This window comes from Acinetobacter sp. YH12039 (assembly GCF_013420015.1).
Classification (GTDB): domain Bacteria; phylum Pseudomonadota; class Gammaproteobacteria; order Pseudomonadales; family Moraxellaceae; genus Acinetobacter; species Acinetobacter amyesii.
Window position 1 is genome coordinate 83159 of the sequence record NZ_VOZA01000006.1, and the last position, 23779, is coordinate 106937.

The 23779-nt window shown below is 39.7% G+C and carries 15 protein-coding genes and 3 pseudogenes; 8 read left to right on the top strand and 10 right to left on the bottom strand.

Going from position 1 to position 23779, the window contains the following annotated elements; translation table 11 throughout:
• The first annotated feature begins 22 nt into the window (after positions 1-22).
• Positions 23-1333 (top strand): ATP-dependent protease ATP-binding subunit ClpX, encoded by a 1311-nt coding sequence (gene clpX / locus FTT98_RS04765; protein ID WP_078189661.1) that lies wholly within the window; start codon positions 23-25, stop codon positions 1331-1333.
• Between the two features lie 163 nt (positions 1334-1496).
• Positions 1497-2210, top strand: coding sequence for a DUF2846 domain-containing protein (locus FTT98_RS04770; RefSeq protein ID WP_180040532.1), 714 nt, complete (start codon positions 1497-1499; stop codon positions 2208-2210).
• A 129-nt stretch (positions 2211-2339) separates the two neighbouring features.
• On the opposite strand, the gene FTT98_RS04775 is transcribed toward FTT98_RS04770, so the two are convergent.
• The 6 genes and pseudogenes from FTT98_RS04775 to FTT98_RS04800 form a co-directional block, all read right to left on the bottom strand.
• Positions 2340-3866 carry a fumarate hydratase gene (locus FTT98_RS04775; protein ID WP_078189659.1) on the bottom strand — a complete coding sequence of 509 codons (1527 nt, stop codon included), beginning with the start codon at positions 3864-3866 and terminating at the stop codon, positions 2340-2342.
• Between the two features lie 581 nt (positions 3867-4447).
• The gene (locus tag FTT98_RS04780) at positions 4448-5350 is read right to left on the bottom strand and encodes a hypothetical protein (RefSeq protein ID WP_180026010.1); all 903 of its coding nucleotides are present in this window, start codon (positions 5348-5350) and stop codon (positions 4448-4450) included.
• Positions 5334-6055, bottom strand: a pseudogene (locus FTT98_RS04785) (DUF2515 family protein). Before FTT98_RS04785 ends, FTT98_RS04780 begins: the two are co-directional and overlap by 17 nt.
• Before the next feature lie 269 nt (positions 6056-6324).
• Positions 6325-8466: a phosphate acetyltransferase gene (pta, locus tag FTT98_RS04790; protein WP_180004548.1), complete on the bottom strand. Its 2142-nt coding sequence runs from the start codon at positions 8464-8466 to the stop codon at positions 6325-6327.
• A gap of 59 nt (positions 8467-8525) precedes the next feature.
• The gene (locus FTT98_RS04795; protein WP_180010213.1) at positions 8526-9743 is read right to left on the bottom strand and encodes an acetate/propionate family kinase; all 1218 of its coding nucleotides are present in this window, start codon (positions 9741-9743) and stop codon (positions 8526-8528) included.
• 494 nt (positions 9744-10237) lie between these two features.
• Entirely contained in the window at positions 10238-11503 is a 1266-nt protein-coding gene (locus FTT98_RS04800; RefSeq protein ID WP_180177060.1) for a glutamate-5-semialdehyde dehydrogenase, read from the bottom strand.
• 303 nt (positions 11504-11806) lie between these two features.
• Between FTT98_RS04800 and FTT98_RS04805 the strand changes: the two genes are divergently transcribed.
• The gene (locus tag FTT98_RS04805) at positions 11807-13135 is read left to right on the top strand and encodes an alpha/beta fold hydrolase (protein WP_180177061.1); all 1329 of its coding nucleotides are present in this window, start codon (positions 11807-11809) and stop codon (positions 13133-13135) included.
• A 28-nt stretch (positions 13136-13163) separates the two neighbouring features.
• Here FTT98_RS04805 and FTT98_RS04810 read toward each other — a convergent pair whose 3' ends face one another.
• Both FTT98_RS04810 and nagZ read right to left on the bottom strand, forming a co-directional pair.
• A complete protein-coding gene (locus tag FTT98_RS04810; protein WP_180177062.1) occupies positions 13164-14033 on the bottom strand; it encodes a class I SAM-dependent methyltransferase in 870 nt (289 codons plus the stop codon).
• 130 nt (positions 14034-14163) lie between these two features.
• Positions 14164-15186, bottom strand: coding sequence for a beta-N-acetylhexosaminidase (nagZ, locus tag FTT98_RS04815; RefSeq protein ID WP_180177063.1), 1023 nt, complete (start codon positions 15184-15186; stop codon positions 14164-14166).
• 199 nt (positions 15187-15385) lie between these two features.
• On the opposite strand from nagZ, the gene FTT98_RS04820 reads away from it, so the two are divergent.
• The 4 genes and pseudogenes from FTT98_RS04820 (at position 15386) to FTT98_RS04830 (ending at position 21833) form a co-directional block, all read left to right on the top strand.
• Positions 15386-17596 (top strand): carboxy terminal-processing peptidase, encoded by a 2211-nt coding sequence (locus FTT98_RS04820; protein ID WP_180177064.1) that lies wholly within the window; start codon positions 15386-15388, stop codon positions 17594-17596.
• Between the two features lie 437 nt (positions 17597-18033).
• Entirely contained in the window at positions 18034-20100 is a 2067-nt protein-coding gene (locus FTT98_RS04825; protein ID WP_180177065.1) for an EAL domain-containing protein, read from the top strand.
• A 242-nt stretch (positions 20101-20342) separates the two neighbouring features.
• Positions 20343-20414: pseudogene (locus FTT98_RS18335) on the top strand (hypothetical protein); the annotation flags it as partial.
• Between the two features lie 219 nt (positions 20415-20633).
• Positions 20634-21833, top strand: coding sequence for an integrase arm-type DNA-binding domain-containing protein (locus tag FTT98_RS04830; protein ID WP_180177066.1), 1200 nt, complete (start codon positions 20634-20636; stop codon positions 21831-21833).
• Here FTT98_RS04830 and FTT98_RS04835 read toward each other — a convergent pair.
• Positions 21826-22047 carry a hypothetical protein gene (locus tag FTT98_RS04835; protein ID WP_000541018.1) on the bottom strand — a complete coding sequence of 74 codons (222 nt, stop codon included), beginning with the start codon at positions 22045-22047 and terminating at the stop codon, positions 21826-21828. The genes FTT98_RS04830 and FTT98_RS04835 overlap by 8 nt on opposite strands.
• Before the next feature lie 214 nt (positions 22048-22261).
• Here FTT98_RS04835 and FTT98_RS04840 point away from each other — a divergent pair, with 214 nt between their 5' ends.
• Complete coding sequence (locus FTT98_RS04840) at positions 22262-23152, top strand: hypothetical protein (RefSeq protein WP_180177067.1); 891 nt, start codon at positions 22262-22264, stop codon at positions 23150-23152.
• 57 nt (positions 23153-23209) lie between these two features.
• Here the strand turns inward: FTT98_RS04840 and FTT98_RS04845 are convergent.
• Positions 23210-23605: pseudogene (locus tag FTT98_RS04845) on the bottom strand (hypothetical protein); the annotation flags it as partial.
• Positions 23606-23779: the final 174 nt, after the last annotated feature.

A 23779-nucleotide genomic window follows, 5' to 3' on the forward strand; every position in this document is an offset into this window, starting at 1 on the left:
AGAATTAATTATTGGAGTGAATATGTCCGAACATCCTCAAGGACAAAAGCATTGTTCATTTTGCGGTAAAACGCAGTCTGAAGTCGGGAAACTGATTGCAGGTGAGGACGCGTACATCTGTAATGAGTGTGTGGACGTATGTCTTGACCTAGTTCAGACCAGTCAGCAAGTTGAATCAAATGACTGGGCAACTCGTCCTTTACCAAAACCGCATGAAATCCGTGCTGCGCTTGACCAATATGTGATTGGGCAAGATGTTGCGAAAAAGACCCTCTCTGTTGCGGTATACAACCACTATAAACGCCTAAAAGTTGGCACCAGTGGTAAAAAACCAGAAGACGGTGTAGAGATTTCTAAAAGTAACATCATGTTGGTTGGACCAACAGGTTCAGGTAAAACACTGCTTGCTCAGACACTTGCGCGTCTTTTAGATGTGCCATTTGCGATGGCAGATGCAACGACTTTAACTGAAGCAGGTTATGTGGGTGAAGACGTTGAGAACATTGTTCAAAAACTCCTTCAAAAAGCCGATTACGATGTAGAAAAAGCGCAAAAGGGCATTATCTATATCGATGAAATCGACAAAATTACCCGTAAGTCTGAAAACCCATCAATCACTCGTGATGTATCGGGTGAGGGTGTTCAGCAAGCGTTATTGAAAATGATCGAGGGTACGGTTGCGTCGATTCCACCTCAAGGTGGTCGTAAGCATCCGCAGCAAGAATTTATTCAAATTGATACTTCAAATATCCTGTTTATCTGTGGTGGCGCATTCTCTGGTTTAGAGAAAATCGTACAGCAGCGTCAGGAAAAAGGCGGTATTGGCTTTACAGCTGAAGTGCGTAAGAAAGATGAAACTAAAAAATTATCTGACTTATTCCGCCAAGTTGAAGCGACAGATTTGGTTAAATTTGGTCTGATTCCTGAATTTATCGGTCGTTTACCTGTGATTGCTACATTGGAAGAACTCGACGAAGAAGCATTGATGCAGATTCTGACAGAACCGAAAAATGCATTGACACGTCAATACCAATATTTATTTGAAATGGAAAATGTTGACCTCGTATTTGAAGACTCAGCATTGCGTGCTGTGGCTAAAAAAGCACTCGACCGTAATACGGGCGCACGTGGTCTACGTTCGATTTTAGAAAATTCATTGCTTGAAACGATGTATGACCTACCAAGTCGTTCAGATGTCGGTACGGTTGTCGTCAATGAAGCGGTGATTAATGGTGAAGCGGAACCTGAATTTAAATCAGAACGTCAACCAAAGAAAACTGAAGAAGCTGCACCGAAGTCAGATTTAAAAGTTGTAAACTCTAAATCTGCTTAAGCGCTATTCGTCTGAAACGTGTGTAAATCCAAGATTTGCACACGTTTTTTATTTCCAAAAATAAAAGCAGAATGTTAATCTCAGCAGGATGGCGTGGATGCCTGAATGTAAAAAACTGAAAACAAAAGTGTAAAAATAAAAAAAGACGCAGTGAGGGATAATCATGCGTGGAGTTGCAATTCTACTTTTAAGCAGTCTAGCGCTGCTAGGTTGTCATGGAAAATCAGCCGTTGAGCAAACGTCATTGGCTTCAACATTAAAGCCCGTGGATCCTGAAAGTACACCGGGCCATATTGAGCAATATCGATTGGGTATGTTTACCATTGGTGGTTGGGTCAATCAGAAACAAGGTCGACATTTTCAAGAAGTGAAAGCTCAGCATGATCAAGCAGCGATTGTGTATTTATATCGTCCAGACAGTAAATGGAACCGCCAAGAAATTGTGGCCAGCAGCTTATTTCTCAACAGTGAGCGTATCCCAAGTTTATTGAATAATCATTATTACTGGGTGGAGTTACCAGCAGGGAATTACCGCTTATCGTCGAGTCGCCCTTTGGGTGTGAATCATTTTCAAAAGCCTAAATATTTAGACTTTGATGTTGAAGCAGGTCAAACTTACTTCATCAAATATGATGAAGAGAATTTATCCAGTAAACGAACAGTTTCAGGTCCATTGCTGCTCATGCCTGAGAAAATTGGTCGAAATGAAATCGCATTTACAGAGTTGAAATCCAACAGTTTTAACTTTGTGGCAAAAGATCAAAACACTGGAAAAGTGCGGAAAAGTGCGCAGAAGTTGAAGGCACCTCATTATGATCCTGCGGAAGATGTGCAGTTGACCAAGCCTTTTAAACTGTGGAATCCATTAACTTGGTAATGTAATTAGCTCGTGTTTTTGAGTGTGTGAAAGCATTAAATAGCGAATGTCATTCGACAGACAGTCTAAATATTGACAATAAAAAAGCACCCGATGGGGTGCTTTTTTTTGATCTTGAACGTGGCGAAATTAGTTCGCAGCAGCATCAACTACTGGGATTTTACCAATTTTTGCTTGCCAGATTTTTGGTGCAGTTGCGTGAACAGAAGTACCATTTACGTCAACAGCTACAGATACCGGCATGTCTTTTACAACAAATTTGTAGATCGCTTCCATACCTAAGTCAGCAAATGCTACAACTTCAGCTTCACGAATCGCTTTCGATACTAAGTAAGCAGCACCACCAACAGCCATGAGGTAAGTTGCTTTGTTGTCTTTGATTGCTTCAACAGCAGCAGGACCACGATCCGCTTTACCAATCATACCGAACATGCCAGTTGCTTCAAGCACTTGACGTGTGAACTTATCCATACGTGTTGCAGTTGTTGGGCCAGCTGGACCAACAACTTCGTCACCGACTGGATCAACAGGGCCAACGTAGTAAATAAATTTACCTTTTAGGTCAACTGGAAGTTCTTCACCTTTGTTTAACATGTCAACCATACGTTTGTGCGCAGCGTCACGACCTGTATAGATTGTACCGTTAAGAAGTAGTGTGTCACCAGGTTGCCAAGAGTTCATTTCTTCTTGAGTGATGTTATCTAAGTCAACACGTTTAGACGTTGATGAATCCCAAGTTACCGCAGGGTAGTCTTCAAGGCTAGGCGCTTGAATATGCGCTACACCTGAACCGTCTAATTGGAAATGCGCATGACGAGTTGCAGCACAGTTAGGAATCATACCTACTGGTTTACCCGCAGCGTGACATGGGTAGTCTTTGATTTTGATATCAAGAACAGTCGTTAAACCGCCAAGACCTTGAGCACCAATACCTAAAGCATTTACTTTTTCGAAGATTTCGATACGAAGTTCTTCGATTTGGTTTTGTGGGCCACGACGAAGGAGTTCATCCATGTTGATTTCTTCCATCAATGCTTCTTTTGCAAGCATCATGGCTTTTTCAGCAGTACCACCAATACCGATACCGAGCATACCAGGAGGACACCAACCTGCACCCATTGTTGGAACAGTTTTAAGTACCCAATCTACGATAGAGTCAGAAGGGTTAAGCATTGCAAGTTTAGATTTGTTTTCTGAACCGCCACCCTTAGCAGCAACAGTAATATCAACTTTATTACCCGGAACGAGTTTGTAGTGAATTACAGCAGGGGTGTTGTCTTTGGTATTTTTACGACCAAAAGCAGGATCAGCTAATACTGATGCACGAAGAATGTTTGAGTTTTCAAGATAACCTTGACGTACACCTTCGTTAATTGCATCGTCTAGGCTCATGGTTAAATCAAATTTAACGTCTAAGCCCACTTCAAGAAATACGTTCACAATACCCGTATCTTGACAGATAGGACGATGGCCTTCTGCACACATACGAGAGTTAATTAAAATTTGTGCAATCGCGTCTTTTGCGGCTTTGTTTTCTTCACGGTCATACGCACGGCTCATCGCTTGGATGAAGTCCTGTGGGTGATAGTAAGAAATGAACTGAAGCGCATCTTTTACCGATGTGATCAAGTCATCTTGCTTGATAATAGTTGTCATACAAATATCTCTTGAGCGGGCTGATAGCTAGCGGGCTAAATTATAAGACAAAAATACAGTTGTGTGGGTATTTCGCTTAATCTTTGGCCGAAAGTTTAATAGGCTTAAACAGCGCCATATTTAACTGTCATAAATGGCCTGAAAATGACATTTTAACTGTCATATTTCATGAAATATTTGTCACATAACTAGAGGAGGAGATATGTTTTAATTTTTAAGATATTGAAAATAAACAATATTTATTATTTTTGAAAATTTTATATTTGTCATATAACTGTCATATAACTTTTACATAATGACGTCATCAAAGTTAGAGTGTGAATTATATGGTTACTCCAGTGTTGTCAGTTATTGGTTTTTCTCTATTTATCGCAGCAACTTGGTTCTACGGTCAACAAGAAGATCAAGCCTAAAGCTTTATCTTCTTTTTTTTTTTGCTTTAAATTTTATAAAAATAATATTCTTCTTCAAATCTTCAAATCTTCAAATCTTCAAATCTTCAAATCTTCAAATCTTTAGTTTCAATGATCAATTTTGTTTAAAAGTGCTTTAAAATTGAGTCTAAACGCGACAACATTTGATTATTTAACATATTGCCAAACATCAGGATCTTCATAATTTTCATCGATATGGTAGCCTTGTACTATAACTTCTTCTTCATCAATTTCTCTTGATTTTTTATTTCTTATCAGCGCATTTACAAATGCTTGTTCTAACTCTTTTGAGGTCATTTTGTATGTATCAATATTATTCTCTGAATCATCCATTGAATTTCTTTCATCATAACGAATCGTATTGAAAGCATAACGAACCATATATTGTTCTTTACCATCTTCAGTTTTTTGAGTTTGTTTTATACTCAGATCCAAAAGAATACCATTGGCATATAATCGGTAGCCTATAGTGTTCCCTCCAACTGTATTTATTATCTTTTTCCATTCTTCATAATTAAAGATATAAGTCGGGTCAATGACATCACCTGATTTCATTAGATATCGAATATTATCTTCCTTTGCTATTCGTGCAGAAAAACGATAGAAATAATTTTTCCATTCGGCCTGATTTATACGTCTCATTAAGTCAACATAAGCTTGGTGGGCTTGTTCAGGACGTACAAATTCCTCTTTGTTTAGCCCTGCATTAATATCAAGCCCTTGTATTCCATCCTCATTATTAAACGATGTTCCTAGAACTGAAAATACATGATCTATCACTAAGCTATTCTCACCATTTTCAACTTTAATCTGACCTAAGTTGGGTGGTGTAAAATCTAACTCTCTAAAACCTGCTCTAGATGGATGACTATCGGGACGCCCAAGATTATGTTGAGAAAAATCTTTAAACCCTTGTTGGCCTAAATGTAAACTAAAACGCTGTTGATTCATGACATTATTATTCTCTGTATTTTTTGCACTAGGTTGACAAGCTGAAAGGAGATAACCCACCATAAAAATAACAATGCAGTAATTAAATTTTTCCATCATTACTATCCTTTCCAACTGTAAAATTAGCTTTGCTATCGCCCCATTTCGCAATAATTTTTAGTTCTTCTTCTAAAAAGTATCTTCCTTTATCACTTTGCATTAAACGATGATATTTTTCTGCTGCTTTTTTAATCCATTCCATACGGCTATCATAATTGGCGACTTTAGTGTTTGATAATGGTTCGCTGTATACTGTTTCTGGTACCTTATCGAGTACACCGGCGTGTCGCCCCTGATATTCTCTTTCCATGTTTTTGATATTATAAGAACTCGGCAGAATACTTTTCAATTTTGGTAGATATTCAAAAGCACTTTTAATTTCTAAAGTGCTTTTAAGTTTTTAATTATGGGTAAACAATTTGACCAAGGAACGTTTATAACTTCTTCTTTAATATGAGTAAATTTGGAAACATCACGTTGAGTTCGGCATTGATTAAAAGAGGATGAAGACATGCTCAAAGCATAATGCCAAGGTGCAATATCCATAAATAGCCATAAGTTACCTTTTGCAAAAGTATGTACAGGATCACGAATTACCCCTAGTGGAATCCATTTATATTCCCATGCAGTTAAACCATGTTTAAAATGGCAGCTAAGATTTTTTGAAACAAATGCACCTAAGCCCATCCAATAGTAACGGCCAACTAAATCTTTGTTTCGATGTTTTTCTTTTTCTAGATAAATATTGGCATAAACTGAAGCAATACGTCACGCCCTAGTTTCATATCCAGGCTCTAATTTATGTAAATTTTTCCTTTTATTTTTTAAATTAGATATGTGTATCAGAGCTTTGATTTCTTTTTTTAAGCGAAGAATGAATACATTATTGGTCATGTACCAAATACTCAAAATTCAGCCATAGAATTTAAAAGAAATTTCCACTAATTCTGAGCCATTTTTAATATAATGGAAGTTATATAAAACAAAAAACCACCCAATCTTTCGAAAGGGTGGTTTAGAACTCGAAACTAAAATTAAGCTTCTTGCTGTTCAGACTGAATTGCCGTTAATGCAATGGTAAACACGATGTCATCGACCAATGCGCCACGAGACAAGTCATTTACAGGCTTGTTTAAACCTTGCAGCATTGGGCCAACACTGACTACATTTGCAGAACGTTGAACTGCTTTATAGGTTGTATTACCTGTATTTAAGTCAGGGAAAATAAACACATTGGCACGACCAGCCACTTTAGAGTCAGGTGCTTTAGAGCGTCCCACACTTTCCACCGATGCAGCATCGTATTGAAGCGGGCCATCAATCAGTAAGTCTGGGCGGCGTTCTTTGGCAATACGTGTTGCTTCAGCCACTTTTTCGACATCTGCACCTGCACCAGAAGTACCTGTTGAATACGAAATCATTGCGATACGTGGGTCAATACCAAAAGCTTTTGCTGAATCTGCAGATTGAATCGCAATCTCTGCAAGCTGTTCTGCATTTGGATCTGGATTAATGGCACAGTCACCATATACATAGACTTCATCAGGCAACAGCATAAAGAACACAGAAGAAACCAATGAATAATCAGGTGCAGTCTTAATCAATTGGAATGCAGGACGTACAGTATTCGCCGTAGTATGTACTGCGCCTGAGACTAAGCCATCCACCTGATCGAGTGCAAGCATCATGGTACCTAAAACCACAGTATCTTGTAGCTGTTCACGTGCTTGTAGATCATTGAGTTTGCCTTTGCGCAGCTCAACCATTTTCGGCACATAGTTTTCACGAATCAGATCTGGATCAATGATTTCCAAATCATGTGGAAGTTCGATGTTACGTGCTTTTGCAACTTCAATTACGGCTTCAGGTTTTGCCAATAAAATACAGTGTGCAATGCCACGAGATTGACAAATGGCAGCCGCTTGGATGGTCCGTGGTTCATCACCTTCAGGTAGAACAATCCGTTTTTTCGCAGCAATGGATTTTTGTACCAATTCATGACGGAATGCAGAAGGGGACAAGCGTGGTTGATACGAACCATTCAATACTTCAGTAATCCACTCAGCATTAATGTGGCTTGAAACAAAGCGAGTCACTTGCTCTGCACGTTCTACGTCATCGACAGGAATTTCATTGCCTAAATTTGAAAGTTGTTGTGCCGTTTCAAAAGTGCTTAAAGGCGTATGTAAAATCGGTAAGCCTTGCTTAATCGCGGTTTGGCAGAAATCTAAAACTTGTGGGTTCGGCTGATGATGTTCAGTCAAAACCAAACCGGCAAGTGGAATACCATTGCTACTTGCAAGGCTAGAAGCCAACAACACATCAATACGGTCAGAGGCGCTGATAATCAGTTCACCTGCCACAAATTTGTGAAGTTCATGTTCAATATTCGATGCAACTAAGCTGCTATGTAGTACACGGCGATGAGCAGCATCGCCTTGGTTGATCCATTCCGCTTGAATATGCGTCGCCAAGTCAGACATGCGCGGTACGCTGAGCGTATTACTAAATGGAACGAGGCCAATAACAGGTAGCTGTGTAGAACCAATTTGCGGATTACTTTGTTGTAATTCGAGTACAAATTTATTGGTGTCACTAATTAAACGCAGATTTGGATCAAGTGTGACAGGAATTTGCGCAGACTCTTCTGGCAAGCCACGTGTGCGCATAAACAAAACACCCGCAGTACGTTCAGATGCAGCACCACCGAATTGGCGTAGAGAACTATCAATTTTCTCAGCCGTTTTCGTGGCATTTTGAATATCTGCAGTGCTGACAATAATCACTTTAGCATCGAGTGCTTTTGCTAAAGTCGCATTCAGTTCTGAGGCAAAGTTATCTCGGCTGTTTGGAACCAAGCCTTCAACAATAATCAGATCATGCTTTTTTGCAATTTCACGGTGCAAACGAACTGCTTCTTCGAGCAATTCATCACTTTCATCATGACTCAGTTGTTTCACGATGGTGGCATGATGAATGGGTTCTACCGTTTCATTATTAAATAAATGACGATAAAGAGCCGTTGTACGGTCTACAGTATCTGCGACATTTTCCTGTGAAAATGGTTTCAGAAAACCTGCTTTGACCCCTTGGCATTCCAAAGCATAAATTAAACCTAAGCATGCAGATGTTAAACCTACACCTTCCCCAGTTGGCACGAGTAAAATTGTTTTCATACGGTGTCTAAATTAAAGCTAAAAATTAATATTGAAGGCGAAGGGGCTGATGCGATTGCTTATGCAATCGCAGCTTCAGCATCAGACTTTTTTGTAGCAGACGCTGTCACCTCGTCTACAACATGCTCAGTTTCTTTGGCAATACGGCCTTCTTCATCGGTTGGAACAACCCAAATTTGTGGGCCAGTACCGTGGTCAATACGACCTTCAGTACCGCGTTTTAAGTTGTCATTTAATTCTTTACTAAGGTTGAAACCAAAGTGCGGTAAGTATGAAACCGTTTTTTCACGAATGTAGGCAGAGTTTTCACCAATACCACCTGTGAAGAATAAACCGTCAATACGTGGTAGACCACAGCTGAGACCTGCCAAAGATTTTGCTAAACGGTAGCAGAATACTTCAATGGCAAGCGCGGCATCTTCATTGCCTTGTTCTGATGCTTCGATCAATGTACGCATGTCATTTGAAAGATCAGACAAACCGAGTAGGCCCGATTGGCTGTTCAGCATTTTGTCGATTTTGTAGATATCCCAACCTAAGTTGCTCGCAAGGAAACTGTGAATACTTGGGTCAACATCACCACTACGTGTGCCCATGACCACACCTTCAAGTGGAGTCAGACCCATTGACGTATCTACAGATTGACCATTCCAAATCGCACAAGTCGAGCTACCATTGCCTAAGTGAGCAGTTAACCAGCCACCTTGTTTAAAGCTGCCTGCCAACATTGAGCCACGCTCAGATACGTAGGCATGGCTAGTACCGTGGAAGCCATAACGACGCACGTTATGCTGTGTGTACAAAAATTTTGGTAATGCATAACGGTATGCATGAGACGGCATCGTTTGGTGGAATGCTGTATCAAATACGGCTACTTGCGGAAGTTCAGGGAACAAACGCATGGTTGCTTCGATCCCTACCAAGTGAGCCGGGTTATGCAATGGAGCAAGCGGAGTTGCTTCACGAATACGTTCAATTATTTCTGGTGTTAATAGCTCAGCTTTGGTTAATGTACCGCCGTGTACCACGCGGTGACCAATCGCTTGAGGATTATGGTGAGCCAAACGCTCTAAAATAGTTTCGAGGGCTTTTTCATGGTCAGCATGTGGAATAGACAGCTCAAGCGCAGCACCACCCGTAGTGACCCCTTTAATACGTGCATCAGCAGAACCTAGGTTCTCGGCCAGACCAAAAATACGATCTTCACGGCGCTCAGAAACTAACGCATATTTGATAGAAGAAGATCCGCAGTTAATTACTAATACTGATGTAGACACGTTTAAATACCCGAATTCTAATTGAAATACTTATCCATAATGTTGATCTGATTGCAGTTGTATTGATTGATGCAATTTAGATCTGTGATGATGTTTTATCATGGGTTTTTTTATCGTCCTAGATAGACTTTAGGAGATTAGACTTAAGCACTATCGACCCTGAGCACAATAATAATTAAAATTTATCAGTTCATAGTTTTCATTTATTAATAAAATAATCCTCAAAATTTATACGATTTAAGAGATATACATAGAACATAACATGCGGTTGCTGCGCTGTAATCCTAAAATTGTTGCAAAAAAGCAGGTAATTTGAACTTCTCTTATTTTTCTGAAGCATTTAATTGTCAAAATATCTGTTTTTCGATTCTAGATCCTGTGTGTTTGCAGGCTTATATTTCAATATGTGAACCTTGGGTCTAGTTTTTTAAATTGCCATAAAAAAAGCTGTGCCTTTAATCAGAAAAGCACAGCTTTCATTGTCTTATTGGGTGTTATTGGCGAATTTGACCATCACCAAATACAATCCATTTTTGAGAAGTCAGACCTTCAAGACCGACTGGACCACGTGCATGGATTTTATCGGTTGAAATACCGATCTCAGCACCAAGACCATATTCAAACCCATCTGCAAAGCGCGTTGAGGCATTAATCATCACTGAACTCGAATCTACACGCGCTAAGAACTGACGCGCCAAACTGAAGTTTTCGGTAATGATTGAGTCGGTATGGTGTGAGCCATATTTGTTGATGTGCTCAATCGCTTCATCTAAGCCAGTAACGACTTTCACTGCCAAAATCGGGCCTAAGTATTCGGTATACCAATCTTCTTCAGTTGCAGGAACAATCGACTCACCCAAAATGCGCTGCGTTTCAGCACAGCCACGAAGTTCAACTTTTTTCTCCGCATAAAGTTCAGCAATGCGTGGTAAAAACTCTTCAGCGACATTTTCATCGACAAGTAAGGTTTCCATGGCATTACATACGCCATAACGGTGTGTTTTGGCATTGAGCGCAATAGGTAATGCTTTTTGCAAATCAGCCTGAGCTTCCACAAAAACATGGCAGTTACCATCAAGATGTTTGATGACCGGCACACGTGCATCATTGGTGATACGTTCAATTAAGCCTTTGCCACCACGAGGTACGATCACATCGACATATTCAGGCATAGTAATTAATTGACCAACCGCGGCACGATCTGGGGTATTAATCACTTGAACGGCATGTTCAGGCACACCTGCGGTAGTTAAGCCATGCTGAATCGCAGCCGCAATCGCTTGGTTAGATTCCAAAGCTTCAGAACCACCACGTAAAATAATCGCGTTGCCTGATTTAAGTGCTAAAGATGCGGCTTCAAGCGTTACATTCGGTCGAGATTCGTAAATCATGCCGACAACGCCTAGCGGCACGCGCATTTTGCCAAGCTGAATACCTGTCGGACGAAAGGCCATATCGGTTATTTCGCCAATCGGGTCAGTCAGTGCGATCACATCTTTTAGACCTTGGAGCATGCCTTTAAAGCGTGTGGGGGTAAGTTCTAAGCGATCAAGTAGAGCACTATCCAAGTTGTTGTTATGCGCTTTGGTCATATCCACTTGGTTAGCTGCCAAAATTGCAGTTTCACTGTTTTGTAAAGCAGTATAAATTGCTGATAAGGCATTATTTTTAGTCTGGGTAGAAGCCCCTGCGAGCACACGTGATGCTGTGCGTGCTTGCTGTCCTACCGTTTGCATATATTGTTCAATAGACTCTTGCATAGCGGTTTGATCACTTAGAAATTTCAACTCGATATTAACAGCCTGTGACTGAACAATGAAGCACTTAAGTGCATATTCGGTTACTCATATTGACCAGAATTAACATTTTGAAATTGTTTTTAGAACAAAAGTAGATAAGCGGCGGGGATATCAGTTGCTTGTAAAATGAACCTCTGTATAGAATGAAACAATAGCGACATTGAAGTCGTACAAATAACGATTAAAGAGCAGGACGCTAAGTCGAGCAGAGTCTCTAAATGAATTCCTGACAATAAAAATAAGGCAGGAATGGAGGAAAGGAATATGAATTCCATTATCCAAATGGATCCCACCGTACAGGAAAGTACGCATTACAGTTTTTTCGATCTGTATGACAAGCAAAGCTTTAAACAGCCTGCCAGAACGACATGGATTGATGGCTGGAAGGTCGAATATATGGCCATTGCACAACCTGAAACCATTCATCGCACACCGATTGTTATTATTGGTGGGGCATTTCAAAACTTTAATTCCTACAAATATTGTGTCGAACAATTATTTGCGGCAGGCCCTATTATTTTAATTGATTTACCCTCCATGGGCTCAAACCAGCAAATTACCAATGTCGATACAGCCGTGTCAGCAGGGACTTTAGAGTTGGGTGATCTGGCGCAGATGTTGGGCGTTTGGTTGGATATCGTCGGGCTAGAAAAAGTATCCGTGATGGGGATGTCACTAGGTTCAGTGGTGGCAGCAGGTCTGGCCGATCAACGTCCTGAATTGATTGATCGCATGATTTTAATGGGCGTGATGCAAAAAACGCGCAAGAGCTGGCGCATGTTGCTTGAAGAATCCTTGCACTTAATGAAAGAACAGCGCATGGATGAATTTGGTCAAGCGGTGATTTTGTATTTGGTCAATCATGCCAAACTGGATGTGACGCGGATGTCACCGACAGCAAAGCGTTTGTTCTTTAGACAAATGGCTGAATTCACCAATACCGAACAAGAGCGTTATGACATTAACTGTAACCGTTTGCTGCGTTTGCAAGACGTGCCGATTCCACAGTGTGATGTATTGGTGTCTTGCGGGCAGTACGACAGTTTTACTTTGCCACATGAAAATGCGGGCTTTGCCTTGCAATGTCCGAATATGCAATTTGCCATGATTGCCAATGCGGATCATTTACCGCAGTTGCAACGCCGTAAGGAAACCATGAATTTGTTTGCAACTTATCTACGCGGTGAGTCTATTCAGCAGTTGGACGGGATCATTCCAATGAGCCGTGAGCAAATGCAAAATATTGAACGCCGTGGCGAAGCGCGTGTAAGTGTACAACAGCCATTCACGCATTTATCTCATCGCCATTCAGACCTTGTGGTTGATACTCAAATTATGGATTTAAATTATTTTGGTGTGTTGTTGAATGTGCAGGCTGAAATGTTGGACTCCATGCACGCATATCCACGAGATTTGGCTTTACATCTAGAAGACGAAGAAGGGGAGTTTAAAATTGAATGTCTCATCTTTGACGTTGTGGATACACAGGTTCGCGCTTTGTTTAAGCATGGTAGTTTTGAGTTGGCAGAGCGCTTATTACGCTTTGTACAACGCCAAAAAGAAGATGTATTGTTATTAGAAACCGTCAGTTAAAACATGAAAAACTAAAAAAAACAGCGCTTTAGCGCTGTTTTTTTGTTTTGGCATGGACCATCCAAACCAAATCGCCACAGTGCTGCTCTGCATCGTGGAAAGGAATCACTTGTTCATGTTGCTGTTGTGGAAAGTATAAGGCCGGCTGAACGACTTTTACTTCTTCAAATCCTGTATGGGTGAAAAACTGCTGTAATTCAGCAGGGGATTGAAAATGAAAAGTAAAAGCGCTGCGAGACATGACTTTGAGTAATTTACTACTGGCCCAAATAAAACGTGCTAAACGGTTTTTAACGGGTTCTGGATAGATGTCGGTCAGATAATGTAATTCCTGAAACGAGGCGCCATATTCGGTGATCCCTTGCAATAACTTATTCAGTAGGGTTTGATCAAAATAATTAATCAGACCTTCGCTAATCACCACCAAAGGGCGTTCAGGGTCAAAACTCTGAAAAATACGTTCAAAATCTTGAGTGAAAATGTCGCCAGTTAAGACCTCGGGGGCATGCGGGTCAATCTGTTTGAGTGCCTGTGTTTTGATTTTTGCCATATCTGGCAAGTCGAGTTCACGATAGTCAATTTCAGGATGCTTGGTACGAAAATTCCAACCGCGCGGGGAGAGGCCACAGGCAATTTCGAGTACTTGTAGCTGAGGGTGTTGGGTAATGAGTTGATCTAAATGTTGATCGATCATGGCATGGCGCTGTTTAAGCGTCGAACGCATGCTACCGCCCACATTTTTTTCTGCCCAGCTTTCTAAAGGATGGACTAAACGTGCTAAAAATTTGCCTTTACGTGTGGCAAAAACGGGATGCGAAATCCCCATGCTGTACCAAATATAGCCAGTGTAATGTGCAGTAAAAGAAATATGTCGATGTTCCGATAAACTTTGTGTCATGTCGTCCTGACCTAATGTTGTTTTTATTGGCAATTTTTGTATAGCGCCGAAGCATTTATTTTGTCTTCATCATAAATCAAAAAGGAGCACCTTGTCGTGCTCCATTTTCTAGAATTTTGAAAGTCTTGGATTAGCAATATTGATTTTTAAAATCCACAATACGATTACGCACGTTTTGCCAGTCCGCCCCGAGTTCAATGTTTTGTCCAATCTCAATTTGTGGGATTTTTCCGCGCATACGTTCTAGGCGTTCCTGATTTGGAAGAGCTAAGTTTTGGATCCCATCAAGCGCAATGCATGCAGATTCACGGTTATTACACACGAGGCCCATATCACAACCTGCATTTAATGCTGCTTGGATACGAGCATCTGCACCGCCAGCGACACAAGCGGCTTGCATGCTTAAATCATCGGAGAATAAAACGCCATCAAATTGGAGCTCTTGACGTAAGACCTTCTGAATCCAATACGGTGAGAAACCAGCAGGATTAGGATCAATATTTTCATAAATCACATGCGCAGGCATTAAGGCATCAAGCTGTGGTTGCAGTTGAATAAAGCTTTGCATGTCTTTTTGATAGATTTCTTCATAACTACGATGGTCAATAGCAGCAGCGATATGTGAATCTGCTTTCACCGAGCCATGGCCTGGGAAATGCTTACCTGTAGATGCCATCCCCGCACGTTTCATACCTTTTAAGAAGGCACTTGCAAGTGGAATGATGTCTTGCATATTTTTGGCAAAACCACGGTCACCAATCACATCACTGACATTATTTAGGTCCAGCACTGGTGCAAAACTGAAATCGATCCCGACCGCAAGGACTTCAGCCGCCATCAACCAGCCACATTGTTCAGCCAGTTCAACTGCTTTTTCAGGTTCAGTTAAGTAAAGTTCTCCAAACTTACCCATAGCTGGTAGGAGTGTGAAGCCTTGCTTTAAGCGTTGTACACGACCACCTTCCTGATCGACGGCAATTAAAATATCAGGACGAATTTGACGCATATGGTCGGTCAGGGCACGAACTTGTTCAGGAGATTCAATGTTGCGACCAAATAAAATCATGCCGCCAACTTGTGGTGCCTGTAATAGTTCAATATCTTCTTGGGTGAGTTCTGTGCCAGCAATGTCGAGCATTAATGCGCCAATCATATTCGGTGTCCGTGTTGGAATTTTTAAGGAAAAACAATACCTGAATTCTGCAATGATTTGCTACACTTTGTCAGCAGAGAATATGATAAAACTACACGACATAAACATATTAAGTTGTTTAAGATTTTGAATCTATTCAATTCAGGTCGAAACCAACACGGTAATATTGGTCTTAATACCAAGGAAGTACAAATTATTTATGAAACTTCAAACATTAGCTTGTGCCGTTGCGATTGCGACAGGTGGATTCTTTTTCACTCATGTGGTGAATGACGCAATTGCTGCCAATAATACAGAAGCAGTGAGTGCGGGTACTATTCAACCCACTCAAGAACAAGCCTTGGTCTCACGTCAGCTTGCAACATTGGTAGACCGTCAACACTATTTAAATCAGCGTTTAGATGCCAATACCTCTAACCGTATTTTAGATTTTTATATTGATAGTTTAGACGCTGAACATACGTTGTTCTTGGCACCGGACATTGAAAATTATAAAAAACGTTATGGCCCAACTTTTGGCGCAAATCTCAAAGCGGGCAATTTAACAGGGCCGTATGCCATTCATGCGCAATATCGTGAGCGCTTAAAACAGTTCTACACCTATATGTTGGAAGAGCTGAAAAAGCCACAAAATTTAAATCAACCGAATAGCTACATCGAAACCGATCGTGAAAAAGCGCCATTCTTTAAGTCGACAGAAGAACAGCGTGCGCATTGGAATAAAATGTTGGTCTCTCAGCTGATCAATTTAACCATCAGCAAAGAAGAAGAGAAAGCCAAACAGAAAGCGTTGAAAGATGATCCTGCCCTAGCAAATGGTCAAGACTTAACAGGTCCTGAAGACTTAACACCTGAACAGACTTTAACCAAGCGTTATACACGTCAGTTAGAGCGGATTAGTCGTTTAAAAAGCGATGATGTGCTCGACAAAACTCTGAATGCCATGATGCTGACGTATGATCCGCACAGTAACTATTTCCCACCTGTAGATGCGATGGAATTGAACCGTCAAACCACGCTGCAATTGGAAGGGATTGGGGTGTCGATTCGTCCTGAACGTGGCAACGAAGACTACACTAAAATTGAAACGATTGTAGAAGGTGGTCCAGCCAGCAAATCAGGACAAGTCAAGTCAGGTGATCGCATTGTTGGTGTTGCCCAAGATGGCGACAAAATGGTGGATGTGATCGGTTGGCCGAGCAATGAAATTGTCGGACTGATTCGTGGTAAACGTGGCACCAAAGTGACTCTACGTTTATTGGGTGCTGGTGCGTCCATGAATCAAGCGCGAAATGTCACAATTGTACGTGATGTGATTCAAGAAGAAGATGCAGGCGTGCGTTCACGTACCGTTGAAATTGAGCGTGATGGCAAAAAGCATAAGTTCGGTGTAATTGAAATTCCATCGTTTTACTTGAACTATCGTGCACGTCGTGCAGGTACAGACTATCGCTCTGTATCAGAAGATACCAATAAAGCCTTAAAAACTTTAGATGCTCAAAATGTTGAAGGTATCATCGTTGACTTGCGTAACAACCCTGGTGGCTCACTTGAAGAAGTGGCACGTATGCTTGGTCAAGTGATTAAATCAGGTCCAGTGGTGCAAATCCGTGATGGCAATGGCAATGTCAGCGTGTTTGAAGATGATGATGGGGGCGCGCAAACTTATGCAGGTCCATTGGCAGTATTGATTAACTTGGCTTCGGCGTCTGCGAGTGAAATTTATTCTGCTGCGATTCAAGACTATGAACGTGGTGTGGTGATTGGTAGCACCACAACGGGTAAAGGAACAGCGCAGGTACAACTTGACTCTTTAGCCTATGGTCAAGCAACCTTAACGCAACGTAAATTTTACCGCGTGACTGGCGGCAGTACCCAGAATAAAGGAGTCGTGCCTGATATTAAGTTGGTTGATATTTACAATGAAGAGTTTGGTGAACGTAAAGCGAAAAATGCTTTACAGTGGGATACCATTCCTACAGCACCGTTTAAACGTGAAGGCTCGATCCAAGCCTATGTTCCCGATTTGATTAAGTCATCTCAGCAACGTGTCAGCATTGATCCGCAATTTAAATATTTAGAGCAACGTACTGCGATTGCGAAAAAGACAGAAGAGCAAAAGCGTGTGGTGCTTGACTTAGCGAAGCGTAAAGCCGAGCTGTTGGCACTAGAGCAAAAGTCTTTGGATGCTGAAAATCAGCGTCGTAAAGTGGTGGGTCAAAAGCCTTATGCCAACTGGGAAAGCTACCAAGCGTCTATGGATGCATTGGTGGAGGCACGTGCAAAAATGAAGGCGAACCAACGTCCAGCACTGCCTGAAGAAGAAGTCTTTGTGACGGAAGCAGCAAACGTGCTAATGGACTATGCCAAATTACAAGGCAAAACGCATACAACAACAGCCAAAAAGTAAGTAATTCATCCATAAATAACATTGAGATGATTGCTTGAGTTTTTGACAGAAAAGATGAATTTATCCATTGAGAAATAGCGAGCTACGGCTCGCTATTTTTTTTGTGAGTAGGGCGGTGTTCGATTTAAATCTAGAAAGCAATCTATAAATGATTCTAACTTATTCATTTTATTATGATTAGAAACTGTTCTAAAATAATAAACACCTGATGCAATTTTTATCAAAAGTTTAAGTTTTAGTGAACTTCATCAAGCTTTATTTTTTTAAATTAATCAGTTGCTTAAAATCTTGAAAGAAAGACTTGACCATTACCGTAGACTAATAGATTCTAAGAGAAAATAAGTAAGTAATTGAAAATGTAACAAGTTAAAGGGAAGAGATAGATTGGGTAATTCGGTTAAAGAAAGTGCCACGATAACCTAAGCGGAACGCTTGATATGACCCATATTCATTATGATTACAATCTAGTCGTTGGTTCAATCGTAGTTGCATTATTAAGTTGTTACTTAGCTGTTTCACTCGAACAAATGTTGTTCCGTGGAACACGACCAAGATATGAAAATGTCATTTTATTATTCAGCGGTGCAATTTTAGGTGCTGCGATTTGGTGCATGCATTTTGTAGGTATGATGGCCAGCCATTTGCCTTCAAATCATAGTTTTGATACTAGTCTGACCCTAACATCTTATTTTATCGCCTTTGTTGCGTCCACTTTTGCCGTGTGGTTAACCACACGACTGACGCTACCATTTCCTCGTTTAATTTTAGGCTCAGTTTTAATGGGGCTAGGCATTTCCGGAATGCATTACACGGGGATGCTGAGTTTAGACGTTCAGGGTTATGAGCAACGATACGAACCTTTAATTGTTATCTGTTCAATTTTGGTCGCGATTTGTGGTTCAGGTTTAGCATTTTGGCTGACATTTAAAAATAAGTATTCGTCTAAACGTAACATCATGAATGCCTTTGTTGCCGTGATGCTGACTTTTAGCATTGTCGCTATGCATTATATAGGAATGGCGGCTGTAGATTTTGTACCGCTAAACTCGATGGATGTATTGGTCGCGGCTCAAATTAATCACAATTTATTGCTGTTTATTGTCTTATTTGTCACCAGTTTATTGTTGATGGCAGCCTTTAGCGTTGCAGTACTAGAGCAACGTTTAGAGCATCGCAGTTTGCAGTTGATGCGCGCAAATCGAGAACTGGCCAATCAAGCGGTACAGGACAATTTGACTCGTTTACCTAATCGACTGTTTTTGGCTGAATATGCACATTTCCTATTTACAGAGCATCGTTTAAGACAAGATAAAATTGCTTTTATTTATATTGATATTGACCGTTTTAAAGCGGTCAATGATGTGTTTGGACACCATGTCGGTGATCAACTGCTGATTCAAATTGCTACGCGTATTCACCGTTTAATCGATGATCAAGCCAAATTGCTACGAATCGGTGGCGATGAATTTCTGATTGTGCTCGAGTCGGCAAGCAATGACTCTGCCACAGCAATGTCTGAAAAAATATTGGAATTGATGCAAGAAAGCTTCTTGATTGCAGGCAAGGAAATCAATATTTCAGGCAGTATTGGTATTGCGATGTACCCTGAACATGGTGCGAACTTGCAAGATCTGCTGATCAATGCAGACACTGCAATGCTGAGTTCGAAGTATCAGGGGCGTAATACCTATTCGTTTTTTAATTATACTGCCGACCAATTTGAAGAAAAAAGTCAGACGAAACTGATCAATGATTTATATAAAGCGGTAGAAGAACAGCAGTTTAGCTTGTTTTATCAGCCAAAATTTAATGCCACTGATCGTGAAATTTGTGGGGTTGAGGCCTTAATTCGTTGGAATCATCCAACCTTAGGTATGCTGACGCCAAATAAGTTCATTAATGGCGCGGAAAAAACAGGACTAATTATTGCCATGGGTTATTGGGCGCTTGAAGAAGCCTGTAAGCAAATTCAGCACTGGGAAAAGCTGAACATGCCGCTGTATCCGATTGCGGTCAACTTATCAGCCATTCAGTTTGAACATAAACATTTATTTAGTACCTTAGAGTCGCTTTTTGCACGGTTTGAAATTAACCCGTCAAATTTAATTATTGAAATTACCGAGTCAACAGCGATGCATCATATCGATGCCAGTATTGTGACTTTTGAACATTTGAGACAGATGGGGATTAAAGTTGCGATTGATGACTTTGGAACGGGACATTCAAGTTTCTTATATTTAAAAGAACTGCCTGTAGATGAACTGAAAATTGACCGTGAGTTTATCCGCAATTTGAGCGTTGGCTCTAAAGAAGAAATTATTTTAGAAAGTATTATTCACTTGGCAATTCGACTGGGGCTAACAGTCACTGCAGAAGGTGTAGAGACAGAACAACAAGCAGAAATTTTAAAACGTTTAGGTTGCCAACAGTTACAAGGATATTTGTTAGGAATGCCGATGCCAGTGGCACAGCTTGAAGAAAGCATGAAAGCGAAAGTTGAATAAGGTCATTTGTGGTCTTATCGCATTGCCAATGAGTATAGAAGAAAAGACAGTGGAATACGTTATATCGTCGATAAAAACAGGTCGTCATCCAATGTAAAACATCAAGACACGCCACGCTAAGATTTTGACTCAACCCGATGTGGTTGATTATTTTTAATGGTCAATCTGATACAATATCGCCAATTTTCCATATTGATCAGATCTGATCTTTTGCACTGCGAGTTTTGCAGTAGGTGTCTTTCATGAGTTTTAAAGAAGAATTAGCGACACAGGTCGCTCAGCGACGTACTTTCGCTATTATTTCCCACCCAAATATTTGATATCTATTCAAGCCCATTCAACCTATTTCAAATATAATAATAAAAGCATTGTAAGTGCTGTAAAAATATAAAAATATTGATATTCTCTATCTGGTATATCATTCAACCCCATTCAATAGATTTCAAGTCTAGTCAGTATGTTTGTGTACATATATGTGTACACATTTTCTAGAATTTTCTATTTGAAAAAAATATGTACACAGGTGGAGTAAAGTGCCTTTAACAGATACGTGGCTTAAGAAGAATCTAGATCGTGAACGTTCAGCTATACATACAGAGTCTGATCAAGATGGATTGAGCGTTCGTGTATCGCAAAAAGGAAAACTCACTTTTCAGATGCGTTTTCGATATAACGATAAGCAAGCTCGTTTAGACTTGGGAACCTATCCAAATATGAGCCTTAAAGAGGCTCGTATTGAATTGCAGAAAATGAAAGCAATTTTAGAAAAGGGACATGACCCGCGTATTCATAAAAAAATAGAGCTTCACAAGATCACAGAGGCTATAACTTTTGAAGCGTTATTCCGTGAGTGGCATGCAAAATATAGTATTCCTAATAAAAAGAATGCAGATCAATATTTGAGATCATTTGAACTTTATGTTTTCCCAAAGTTAGGTAGCATACCTGCTGAGCAAATCACATTACATATGTGGTTAGATTTACTAGAAGAGCAATTTAAACAGTCGCCATCGATAACTGATCGCATTCTTACGAATACAAAGCAGTGTTTGGATTGGGGGATTAATCGAAAATTAATTGAGCAAAATCCCATAAGACATATCACTGGAAAGCGTGACCTGAATATTAAGAAAAATAAAACTGTTCGAGTATTACAATATGATGAGTTGTCTTTAATTTTTAAAATTTGTGATGAGTCTAGAACATCATTAAGGAATGTTTTATTTCTTAAGTTATGTTTGTTTTATGGTAATCGATATAGTGAGTTGAGGCTTGCACGGAAATCAGATTTTGATTTTAGTAAAAATACATGGACAGTACCGTATGAAAATCATAAGACAGGAGAAAGTAAAGGGGACATTGTTCGACCTATTATTGATGAGATCAAACCGTGGCTTCAATCTGCAATGGATTTGAGTAATTCTGAATACATTTTCCCACATGAAAATGGCAAAGAGCCAATGGGGCGTAGTGGGCCAACAGATACCCCTTATAACTTCATGCAATTTGCAAGGAAGAATTATAAAATTGAAATGGATCATTGGTCTATGCATGATTTACGGCGTACAGCAAGGACAAATTTCAGTGCGTTTACAAGTAGGGATGTTGCGGAATTGATGGTTGGTCATGTGATGCCTGGGGAACAGGGGACATATGACTATTATGATTATCAAAAAGAGATGTCGAAGGCTTATAAAAAATGGTGGAAAAAGTTAAGTAATCTGTCTAGCTAGACAGATTACTCATTTGGTTGTTATTGAAATATTTGATTAACCATTCGTTAAACGTTTCTTCATCCCAAAGGCTAGTAGAGCCAGCGCATTTCTTAATAGGTTGAGGCATTGGTTGCTCGAACATTTTTTGATTAGGTTGTTGGTAACGCCATAAAGTAGATGCAGAGCAATTTTTGAGTTTGTGGCGAATTTCTTTAGATGTTAAGTAGCCCATATCTTTGATCCTTTTGTGATTATCGCAATTAGATAAAAGAACTAATTTTTTAACCTTAAATATTGGCTGGAAATCAACCTATAATGTTAAAACTATTAGATCAGTTCATTGATGGGGTAACTATAAAATTTAGAAAATGTTTAAAATAGAGCAGTACGCATATCTAGAAATATAGTAGTATTATGCTATGCAATTATCTGTATTTTAATAAATTATGATTGATAAAAAATTATCAAGGTTAGAGCAGCTTGAGCAGGATATATGGTTAAACTTTGGTTACTACTATCAGTGTGAATTGGATAATGAATTAATAGAAACGGAGAATCAATCATATATTGATCAAAAAGAAAAAATCATAAAAAGAATGCAGCAGAATGATTTTCCATTGAGTGAGCAGTCAGCTTTTCATTTAGAAATGATGGGAGATGTGGTTTCAATCCCTTTCAAGCCATTCCAGATTGCACAGCTTTTAATGCAGATAAATACATTAAGACCTGATGTGAATAACTTGCCTGCCAAAATTTTCCAAAGGCAATATTCAGATATTTTAATTGCTTATGTGCAAATGCTTGGTGGGGCGGAGTTTATTCAGAATAGTACACTTGCCAAAAGTGCAAAGGCAATCATTGCAGTCAAAGCTCGTTACGACAAGCAGTTATACCCAAGACGTGAAATTATATATCGTATTTTAAGGGAACAAGTGGCATGTCATGGTAAATGGAAGAATCTAAATCAAGCTGTTCATTTTGTGCTTGATGATCTGGTCAAAGCTTTTGAGGTTAACGATATTGAGTGGCTTCAGTCTGAATTTGTGCTTAAGCAAAAAATGCTCAGTGAATTAGAGCAGGAGAGTAAGCAGTTGTATGCTAAAGCTCAGTCAGATGGCGTGCGAAGAAAGCCAGCATCAATTGCGAAGAAAATAGAAAAATTACAGCTCGAACTTAACAATCTTAATCAGATACTGAAAGCAAAATATCCTTCTAAAGAGATGAAAAAGTTTGGGTATAAGATGCCTTACAGTGGTGGATACATTGCTGAAACAATCATCCATGAGTTAAGAAATCAGCCTGAAATATTAAAGGAAATTTTATTTAATAAAGATTAAATATATTTTTTATATAATATGCAGATTCAAATAATGGTCAATTAAGCTTTATATAATTCAGTGGTTGGAGGCACATTTTCTGTAAATAAATTTGGGTGATACATATTCAGTTTCGTAATAAAAATAGTTGTATTTAAAAAGTATTTCTCCGAAGATTGCTTTCCATGTCTTTTCATTTGTGCCCTCAACACCTTGAATATCCATTGGATAATCAACTTCATGAGGGGTTAATATGATATTTGTATTTGGTGCAATGATAAGATACTTTTCATTTCTAAGAGGGATGAAATCTTTCATCGAAAGCGGTTTACATTCACGTTCTGTAGCACTATATACAGTTAGTACATAATTATTTGATAAATCACGTTGAACGCGAAAAAACAAATCTAAAATTTCAGATTGATACTTATCATGAAATTTATCAATCATTACTGAAATTTGTTGTGTAAGCCCTGTAATAGCTTTTTGCTTCATCGAATTAGTAATGAACGAGATCAAGAGCTGATACACAAGTTGGTGCCTGATAATCTCCGTGGGTTATTACGAGATTTACCATCATTACCATCACGAAATGCAATATTACTTGGTTGGGCTTCAGAATTACCAGTATTAGTACATATGAATTAT

Bases quoted from the DNA above. Each gene is read 5' to 3' on its own strand.
- clpX (WP_078189661.1), top strand. From the start codon at position 23: ATGTCCGAACATCCTCAAGGACAAAAGCATTGTTCATTTTGCGGTAAA.
- FTT98_RS04770 (WP_180040532.1), top strand. From the start codon at position 1,497: ATGCGTGGAGTTGCAATTCTACTTTTAAGCAGTCTAGCGCTGCTAGGT.
- FTT98_RS04775 (WP_078189659.1), bottom strand. From the start codon at position 3,866: ATGACAACTATTATCAAGCAAGATGACTTGATCACATCGGTAAAAGAT.
- FTT98_RS04780 (WP_180026010.1), bottom strand. From the start codon at position 5,350: ATGATGGAAAAATTTAATTACTGCATTGTTATTTTTATGGTGGGTTAT.
- pta (WP_180004548.1), bottom strand. From the start codon at position 8,466: ATGAAAACAATTTTACTCGTGCCAACTGGGGAAGGTGTAGGTTTAACA.
- FTT98_RS04800 (WP_180177060.1), bottom strand. From the start codon at position 11,503: ATGCAAGAGTCTATTGAACAATATATGCAAACGGTAGGACAGCAAGCA.
- FTT98_RS04805 (WP_180177061.1), top strand. From the start codon at position 11,807: ATGAATTCCATTATCCAAATGGATCCCACCGTACAGGAAAGTACGCAT.
- FTT98_RS04810 (WP_180177062.1), bottom strand. From the start codon at position 14,033: ATGACACAAAGTTTATCGGAACATCGACATATTTCTTTTACTGCACAT.
- nagZ (WP_180177063.1), bottom strand. From the start codon at position 15,186: ATGATTGGCGCATTAATGCTCGACATTGCTGGCACAGAACTCACCCAA.
- FTT98_RS04820 (WP_180177064.1), top strand. From the start codon at position 15,386: ATGAAACTTCAAACATTAGCTTGTGCCGTTGCGATTGCGACAGGTGGA.
- FTT98_RS04825 (WP_180177065.1), top strand. From the start codon at position 18,034: ATGACCCATATTCATTATGATTACAATCTAGTCGTTGGTTCAATCGTA.
- FTT98_RS04835 (WP_000541018.1), bottom strand. From the start codon at position 22,047: ATGGGCTACTTAACATCTAAAGAAATTCGCCACAAACTCAAAAATTGC.
- FTT98_RS04840 (WP_180177067.1), top strand. From the start codon at position 22,262: ATGATTGATAAAAAATTATCAAGGTTAGAGCAGCTTGAGCAGGATATA.